This is a genomic window from Amycolatopsis sp. NPDC024027, from assembly GCF_040638975.1.
Lineage (GTDB): Bacteria > Actinomycetota > Actinomycetes > Mycobacteriales > Pseudonocardiaceae > Amycolatopsis.
This window is the reverse complement of the sequence record NZ_JBEZYY010000008.1, coordinates 295156-304546: the sequence shown is the minus strand read 5'-3', so window position 1 is coordinate 304546 and position 9391 is coordinate 295156. Positions and strand designations below refer to the sequence as shown.

1 protein-coding gene is annotated in these 9391 nt (G+C 74.9%); it reads right to left on the bottom strand.

Features of this window, described 5'->3' with window-relative positions; translation table 11 throughout:
* Positions 1–32: 32 nt before the first annotated feature.
* A complete protein-coding gene (locus AB0F52_RS21885; protein WP_360173769.1) occupies positions 33–9371 on the bottom strand; it encodes a type I polyketide synthase in 9339 nt (3112 codons plus the stop codon).
* Between the last annotated feature and the right edge of the window lie 20 nt (positions 9372–9391).

Here is a 9391-nt window from a genome sequence, read left to right as displayed (position 1 = left end):
TCTCGCTGGCTGGGTGGCGCTTCGGACCGGCCTCAGCCGAGGCCGAGCTCCTTGTCGATGAAGTCGAAGACCTCGTCCGAGGTCGCCGTCTGCAGCTGCTCCGCGACCTCGTTGCCGCGCTCGCCGTGCTGTGCGTCGCCGAGCTGTTTCACGAGGGCCTGCAGGCGCGCCGCGAGGCGGGTGCCCGCGAGCTGCTCGACCGGGAGCGCGGCCACGGCGCTCTCCAGCCGGTCCAGCTCGGCCAGCACCGGCACGACCTCGGCCTCGCCGCCGGCGAACAGCTCGCTGCGCAGCCGCTGCGCCAGCGCGGCGGGGTTCGCGTGGTCGAACACGACGGTCGCCGGCAGCGCGAGGCCGGTGATCGCGCCGAGGACGTTGCGCAGCTCGACCGCGGTGAGCGAGTCGAAGCCGAGGTCCGAGAACGCCTTCCCCGGTTCGATCGCGCTCGCGCCCTCGTGGCCGAGCACCGCCGCGGCTTGCCCGCGCACGAGCTCGAGCACGGCGTTGGCCCGGTCGCTTTCCGGCAGCGCCGCGAGCCGGGCCGTGAAGTCCGACGGCGAGCTCTCCGGTTCCGCGGCGGCAGCGCGCCGGGCCTCGGGGATCTCATCGAACAGCCGGCTCGGCCGCAGTGCCGTGTACCCGGGCGCGAAGGCCGCCCAGTCCACGTCGGTCACCACCAGGCACGCGCCGGGACGCTCGGCGGCGCGAGCCATCGCGACCACGGCCAACCGCGGCGGGAGGGCCCGCACGCCGCCCCGGCGCTGCCGGCTCGCCACCGTCTCGCCGGCGGCCATGCCCGCCTCGGCCCACGGCCCCCACGCGATGGAGGTGGCGGGGAGGCCGGCCGCCCGGCGCTGCTCGGCCAGCGCGTCGAGCGCGCTGTTCGCCGCGACGTAGTTGCCCTGGCCGGCCGCGCCGATCGTGCCCGCGAAGGAGGAGAACAGCACGAAGGCCTTGAGCTCGTGGTCGCGGGTCAGCTCGTGCAGGTGCACGGCGGAGGCCACTTTGGCCTCGAGCACGGCGGCGAGCCGGTCCGGGGTCAGCGCGTCGAGCACGCCGTCGTCGAGCACGCCCGCGGCGTGCACCACCGCCGTCAGCGGGTATTCCGCCGGGATCTCCGCGAGCAGGTGCCGCACCGCGTCCCGGTCGGCGACATCGCACGCGACGACGCTGACCCGCGTGCCCAGTCCGGCCAGTTCGGCGGCGAGTTCCGCCGCGTGGGGCGCGTTCTCGCCGCTCCTGCTCGCGAGCAGGATGTGTTCCGCGCCCTGGCCCGCCGCCCAGCGGGCGACCTCCGCGCCGAGCGCACCCGTGCCGCCCGTGATGAGCGTGGTGCCCGGCACCGGCCACGCGCCCGCCGTGTCCGCCGTGTCCACGGGGGCGGCGCGCAGCAGCCGCCTGCCGAAGACGCCGGTCGCCCGGATCGCGACCTGGTCCTCGCCGCCGAGGCCGGCCAGCACCGCGACGAGCTGGTCGGCGCCGCGTTCGTCGAGCACCTCGGGCAGGTCCACGGCGCCGCCCCAGCGGTCCGGCGCCTCCTGCGCCGCGACCCGGCCGAGGCCCCAGGCCGCGGCCCCCATCCGGCTGCGGACCGGTTCCGCCGGGTCGACCGACACCGCGCCCGTCGTCAGGCACCAGAGCGGAGCCGCGACGCCGGCGTCGCCGAGTGCCTGCACGAGCGCCAGCGTCACCGCCGGTTCGCCCGTCTCGGCCGGCTCGGCCGTCTCGTCCGATGAGGACAGGGAGACCACGCCGGCGAGGCCGGGTTCCGCCGCGGCGGCCGCGCGCAGCCGCTCCGCGAGCGAGGCGCGGTCGAGGTCCGCGCCGGTCTCGATCTCGACCGGCACGCAGCGGCCGAGCCGCTGTTCGAGGGCCTTCCGGACGGTCGTGTGCCAGTCGCCGGCACGCACGGGCAACACCAGCAGCCAGGTCCCGGCCGGCGCGGGCCGGGCCGTCGCCTCGATCCGCCGCCACCCGATCCGGTAGTTCCAGGAGTCCACAGTGGACTTCTCGGTCCGCTCGCGCCGCCAGGCCGACAGCACGGGCAGCAGCGACCCGAGCGTGGTTTCGCCGTCGACGGACAGGGTCTCGGCGAGCGCGCCGAGGTCCTCTCGCTCGACGGCCGCCCAGAACTGCGCGTCGACGTCGTTCGCCGTGCCGGCCGCGGCGGCCCGCGCCGCGTCGAACCGGGGCCAGTAGTGCCGGCGTTGGAAGGCGTAGCCGGGCAGCGCGACCCGGCGCGCGCCGGTGAACAGCCGCGTCCAGCCGACTCGCTGTCCGGTGACGTGGAGCGCCGCGAGGGCCGTCAGCACGCTCTCCGGCTCGGATCCGCCGTTCTTGCGCAGGACCGCGGCCATCGTGGCGTCGGCCGACTCGGCGGCCATCGCCGCGAGCACGCCGTCGGGGCCGAGTTCGAGGAACCGGGTGACCCCCTTCCCGGCGAGGCAGGTGATCCCGTCGTGGAACCGCACCGCCTGCCGGACGTGCCGGACCCAGTAGTCCGGCGAGGTCAGTTCGCCGTCCGCGGCCAGGGTGCCGGTCACGTTGGACACGACCGGGATCGACGGCTCGTGGTAGGTCAGCCCGGCCGCGACGCGCCGGAACTCGGCGAGCATCGGCTCCATCAGCGGTGAATGGAACGCGTGGCTGACGGTCAGCCGGCGCGTCTTGCGGTCGTCCCGGAACCGGGCGGCGATCGCCTCGACGGCGTCCTCGTCGCCCGAAACCACGACCGAGGCGGGCCCGTTCACCGCCGCGATCGACACTCGGTCGGTGAGCAGCGGGGTGATTTCGGCCTCGCTCGCCTGGATCGCCACCATCGCGCCGCCGGGCGGGAGTGCCTGCATCAGCCGGCCCCGCGCGCCGACGAGCCGGCAGGCGTCGACGAGCGAAAGCACGCCGGCCACGTGAGCCGCCGCCAGCTCGCCGATCGAGTGGCCGGCCAGGTAGTCCGGCGTGACACCCCACGACTCCAGCAACCGGAACAGCGCGACTTCGAGCGCGAACAGCGCGGCCTGCGTGTACCGCGTCTGGTCGAGCAGGCCGGTGTCGCCGAACATCACCTCATGCAGCGGGTGGTCCAGTTCGGTGTCCAGGTGCGCGCACACCGCGGCCAGCGCCTCGGCGAACGCGGGGAACGTCTCGGCCAGCTCCCGGCCCGCGCCGGCGCGCTGCGCGCCCTGTCCCGAGAACAGGAACGCCGAGCGGCCTTCCGCGACCACGCCGGTGACGCCGCCCCGGCCGCCCTCGGCGAGCGCCGCCAGCCCGGCCAGCGCGGCGGCCTGATCGCCGGCGAGCACCACGGCCCGGTGTTCGAGCGACGCCCGGCTGGTGAGCAGCGACCAGCCGAGGTCGGCGAGTTCCGCTTCCGGGCGGGACTCGACGAAGGCGGCGAGCGCCCGGGCCTGGGCGCGCAGCGCGTCGGCACCGCGCGCGGAGAGCACGAGGGGCACCGTGCCCCCGGAGACGACGGGCCCGGCGTCCCGAGCCGGCGCCGGCTCGGTGTCCTCCTCGATGATGACGTGGGCGTTCGTGCCGCTGAGGCCGAAGGACGAGATGCCGGCGCGGCGGGGACGATCGCCCCCGTCCCACGGCACCGGTTCGGTCGCCAGGGCGACGTTTCCCGCGGTCCAGTCCACGTGCGACGTCGGCGAGCCCACGTGCAGCGTCCGCGGCAGGACGCCGTGGCGCAGGGCCAGCACCATCTTCAGCACGCCGGCCACCCCGGCGGCCGCCTGCGTGTGCCCGAGGTTCGACTTGACCGAGCCCAGCCACAACGGCCGGTCCCGGTCCCGCCCGTAGGTGGCGAGCAGCGCCTGCGCTTCGATCGGGTCGCCGAGCGAGGTGCCCGTTCCGTGCGCCTCGACGGCGTCCACATCGGACGCTTCGAGCCCGGCGGCGGCCAGCGCGTCGCGGATCACCCGCTGCTGCGAAGGGCCGTTCGGCGCGGTCAAGCCGTTCGACGCGCCGTCGGAGTTCACCGCCGAGCCCTTGACGACGGCCAGCACCGGGTGCCCGTTGCGGCGCGCGTCGGACAGGCGCTCGACCAGCAGCACGCCGGCGCCTTCGCCCCAGGCGGTGCCGTCCGCGTCCGCGGAGAACGCCTTCACCCGGCCGTCGGGGGCCAGCCCCCGCTGGCGGCTGAACTCGATGAACGAGCCCGGCGTCGACATCACCGTCACCCCGCCCGCCAGCGCGAGCGTGCACTCGCCGCGGCGCAGCGACTCACTCGCCCAGTGCAGGGCGACCAGCGACGACGAGCACGCCGTGTCGACCGTGACCGCGGGGCCTTCCAGGCCGAGCGTGTACGCCACGCGGCCGGACACGATGCTCGCCGCGTTGCCGGTGCCCGCGTGCCCGGCGGAGTCCTGGTCGGCGTACGCGAGCAGCATCGGGTAGTCCTGCCCGTTGGTCCCGACGAACACCCCGACCGGGCTGCCCTGCACCGACCGGGGGTCGATCCCGGCGTCTTCGATCGCCTCCCAGGACGCTTCGAGCAGCACCCGCTGCTGCGGGTCCATCGCCACCGCTTCCCGGGGTGACACCCCGAAGAAGCCCGCGTCGAACTCCGCGGCACCGGCGAGGAATCCCCCGTGCCGGGTGTACGACGTGCCGGGCCGCTCGCCGTCCGGGTCGTACAGCCCCTCGACGTCCCAGCCGCGGTCCTCGGGGAACGGCGTCATCGCGTCCACGCCGAGGTCCAGCAGCCGCCACAGGGCTTCGGGCGAGTCGACGCCGCCGGGGAACCGGCAGCTCATCCCGATGATCGCGATCGGCTCGTCGAGCGCGACGGTCCGCGCGGGGCGGGCCGGTTCCGGCGTGTCGCCGAACAGTTCGGCGTGGACGTAGCCGGCCAGCGCCTGAGCCGTCGGGTAGTCGAAGACCAGCGTCGACGGCAGCGGCAGGCCGGTGGCCGCGCCGAGCGCGTTGCGGAACTCGACGGCGGTCAGCGAGTCGAACCCGAGTTCGCGGAAGGCACGGGCGGGATCGACCTGCTCGGGACCCCGGTGGCCGAGCACGGCCGCGGCCTGGGCGCGCACCAGTTCGAGCACGGCGCCCGGCCGGTCGGCGCCGGGCAACTCGGCCGGCACCGGGCTCGCGACCGGCCGGCGTCCGGCGGCGCGGCGCACCTCCGGGAGCTCGGCCAGCAGCGGGCTCGGCCGGGCGGCGGCGAAGCCGGGTGCGAACCGTTCCCAGTCGACGTCGGCGACCGTCACCGTGACGGCGCCGGTGACCTGCCCGAGCGCGAGGGTGGCAGCGGACGGCGGCAACGGGGTGAGGCCGCCGCGGCGCATCCGCTCGGCCCCCTCGGCGGCCATGCCCGCCTCGGCCCACGGGCCCCAGGCGATCGAGGTGGCGGTCAGGCCCGCGCCGCGCCGGTGTTCCGCCAGCGCGTCCAGGTAGGCGTTGGCCGCCGCGTAGCTGCCCTGTCCCGCCGCGCCGACCGTGCCGGCGAACGACGAGAACAGCACGAACGCGTCCAGCTCGAGCCCGAGCTCGGCCGAGACCTCGTGCAGGTTCCGCGCGGCCACGCCCTTCGCCCGCACGACGTCCGCGAGCCGCCCGGGGGTCACGGCGTCCAGCACGCCGTCGTCCAGCACGCCCGCCGCGTGCACGATCGCCGACACCGCGACGTCGCTTCCCGCCGACTTCACCGCCACCCGGCACTGATCGGGGTCGGCGACGTCGGCGGCGAGCACGCTGACCGCGACGCCGAGGTCCGTCAGTTCCGCCGCCAGCTCCCGGGCGCCGGGCGCGTCCGGTCCCCGGCGTGACACGAGGGCCACGTGCTCGGCGCCCGCCTCGGCGACCCACCGCGCGACCCGCGCGCCCAGCGCGCCCGTGCCCCCGGTGATCACCACGGTCCCGCGCGGGCGCCACGCGCCGTCCTTCGCCGGTGCCGTCCGGATCAGCCGGCGGCCGAGCAGCCCGGAGTCGCGGACCGCGAGCTGATCCTCACCGTCCACAGCGGACAGAGCGGCGGCCAGGTGCCGCGCCGAGCGGTCGTCGAGCTCCGCCGGCAGGTCGACGAGCCCTCCCCACCGATCGGGGAACTCGAGGGCCGCGACCCGGCCGAGCCCCCAGAGCTGGGCCTGCGCGGGTTCGGCGACGGTGTCGCCGGGCCGCGCCGGCACGGCTCCGCGCGTCACGCACCACAGCGGCGCCGTGACACCGGCGTCGCCGAGCGCCTGGATCAGCGCGAGCGTGCCCGCCACCGCACGGGACCGGTCGGGATCGGGAGCGTCGTCGAGCGCGAGCAACGACACCACTCCCGCGTATCCGGCCTCCGGGAAGGACCGCGCGAGCGAGGCGCGGTCGGCCGCGTCGAGGTCGACCGCGATCGTGGTGACGTCGGCACCGCCGTCGGCGAGGGCGCGAAGCACCGCGTCGTGACGGGACGCCCCGGCGGGCACGACGGCCAGCCAGGTGCCGGCGAGCCTTCCGGGCTCGGCGGGCAACGGCTTCCAGGTGGCCCGGTAGCACCACTGGTCCACCACGGACTTCTCGGTCGTCCGGCGGCGCCACGCCGACAGCGCGGGAAGCACCTCGGCGAGGTCCTCGCGGGCCACGCCGAGCTCGTGGGACAGCGCGCCGAGGTCGGCCCGTTCCACGGTCTCCCAGAACGCGGCGTCGAAAACGTCGCCGGCGGCTTCTCCCGGGTCCAGCCAGAAGCGCTCGCGCTGGAACGCGTAGGTCGGCAGCGGGACGCGCACCGCCGCGCGGCCGGCGAAGAACCGCTCCCAGTCCGGGGACAGCCCGCTCACGTGCAGCCGGCCGACGGCGGCTGTGACCGACTCGACGTCGGCGCGGTCCTTGCGCAGCGCGGAAACCAAAGTGCCTTCGACGGATTCGGCCGCCATCGCGGTCAGCACCCCATCGGGCCCCAGCTCCAGGAACCGGGTCACGCCACGCTCGGCCAGGGAGGTCACGCCGTCGTGGAACCGCACCGTTTCCCGCACGTGCCGGACCCAGTACTCCGGCGAGGTCAATTCTTCTGCCGTGGCGAGGGTTCCGGTCACGTTCGACACCACCGGAATCGAAGGCGCGTGATAGGTCAGCGTCTCGGCAACCTCGCGGAACTCCGCCAGCATCGGCTCCATCAACGCCGAATGGAAGGCGTGGCTCACCGGCAACCGGCGAGTCTTCCGGTCCTCGAAATGCTTGACGACCGCGTCGACCGCGTCCCCGTCACCGGAGAGCACCACCGATGACGGCCCGTTCACCGCCGCCACCGACACGCCCTCGACCAGCAGGGGCAGCACTTCGGCCTCGGTGGCCTGCACCGCCACCATCACCCCGCCATCGGGCAGGGCCTGCATCAGCCGACCACGCGCCGCGACCAGCACACACGCGTCCTCCAAAGAGAAGACGCCCGCGCACTGCGCTGCCGCCAGTTCGCCGATCGAATGCCCGACCAGGAAGTCCGGCCGGAGGCCCCAGGACCCGAGCAGGCGGAACAACCCCACCTCGACGGCGAACAACGCCGCCTGCGCATACATCGTCTGGTTCAACCGCTCGGCGTCCTCGCCGAACATCACCGCACGCAGACCGTCCACCTGCGCGCACACCGCGTCCACCACCTCGGCGAAAACCGGGAAGGTGTCGTACAGCTCCTGCCCGGCACCCAGCCGCTGCGCCCCCTGACCGGAGAAGAGGAACGCCGTCTTGCCCGCTTTCCCCTTGGCCGGCACGACACCACGGACCTGGCCCGGCGAGTGGTGGCCCCCGGCCAGTGCCGCGAGCTCCGTGCGCAGCGACGCCCGGTCGGAACAAACGAGCACGGCCCGGTGCTCGAACGCCGCCCGCGCAGTGGCCAGCGAGCAGGCCACGTCGACGAGGCCGACGTCCGGATTTTCGTCCACATGGGACAAGAGGCGCGCGGCCTGCCCGGCCAGCGCCTCGTCGCCGCGGGCGGACAGCACGACCGGCACGACTGCCGTTGCCGCCCGGACCGGCTCCGGCTCCGGCTCCGGCTCCGGCTCGGGAACGTCCGCCGCGGGCGGTTCCTCGACGATCACGTGCGCGTTCGTGCCGCTGATGCCGAACGACGAGACCCCGGCGCGGCGGACCCGCTCTCCGCCGGGCCACGGCCGCGCCTCGGTGAGCAGCTCGACCGCACCGGCGGACCAGTCCACGTGCGACGTCGGCTCGTCCACGTGCAGCGTGCCGGGCAGCAGCTCGTTCTGCAGCGCCAGCACCATCTTCATCACGCCCGCGACGCCGGCGGCGGCCTGGGTGTGCCCGATGTTGGACTTGATCGAGCCCAGCCGCAGCGGTTCCGCGCGGTTGCGGCCGTAGGTCGTCAGCAGCGCGTGCGCCTCGATCGGGTCCCCGAGCGCGGTGCCGGTCCCGTGCGCCTCGACGGCGTCCACATCGGACGGTTCAAGTCCCGCGCCGTCCAGTGCCTCGCGGATGACCTGCTGCTGGGAAGGTCCGTTCGGCGCGGTCAAGCCGTTCGACGCGCCGTCGGAGTTCACCGCCGAGCCCGTGACGACGGCCAGTACGGGATGCCCGTTGCGCCGCGCGTCCGACAGCCGCTCGACCAGCAGCAGCCCGGCCCCTTCGGCCCAGCCCGTGCCGTCGGCGGCCTCGGCGAACGGCTTGCAGCGCCCGTCCGCGGCGAGCCCGCGCTGCCGGCTGAACTCGAGGAACATGCCCGGCGTCGACATCACCGTCACGCCGCCCGCGAGCGCCAGCGAGCATTCCCCGCGGCGCAGCGACTGCGCCGCCCAGTGCAGCGCGACCAGCGACGACGAGCACGCCGTGTCCACCGTGATCGCCGGTCCCTTCAGGCCGAGCACGTAGGCCACCCGGCCCGACGCGATGGCGGTCGAGGTGCCGGTCAGCAGGTGCCCCTCGACGCCGTCGGGCAGGCTGGTCAGCCCGGAGCCGTACCCGGTCGACGCGGCTCCGACGAACACCCCGGTCCGGCTGTTCTTCAGTGTCAGCGGATCGATCCCGGCCCGCTCGAACGCCTCCCACGACATCTCCAGCAGGATGCGCTGCTGGGGGTCGGTGGCGAGCGCCTCGCGCGGGCTCATCCCGAAGAACGCGGGATCGAACTGCGCCGCGTCGTACACGAACCCGCCCTCGCGGGCGTAGGTCGTGCCGGACCGGTCCGGGTCCTCGTCGAACAGCGCGGCGGGCCAGTTGCGGTCCAGCGGGAACGAGGAGATGCCGTCGCCGCCGGCGGCGAGCAGCCGCCACAGCTCCTCCGGCGTGCGAACGCCACCGGGGTAGCGGCAGCTCATCGCCACGATGGCGATCGGCTCCGACTCCTTCTCCTCGGCCTCACGCAGCTGTCGATGGGCCTGCCGCAGATCAGCGGTCACCTTCTTGAGGTAGCCGAGCAGCTTGTCCTCGTCCGCCACGTTCGTCACCTTCCTCGCCG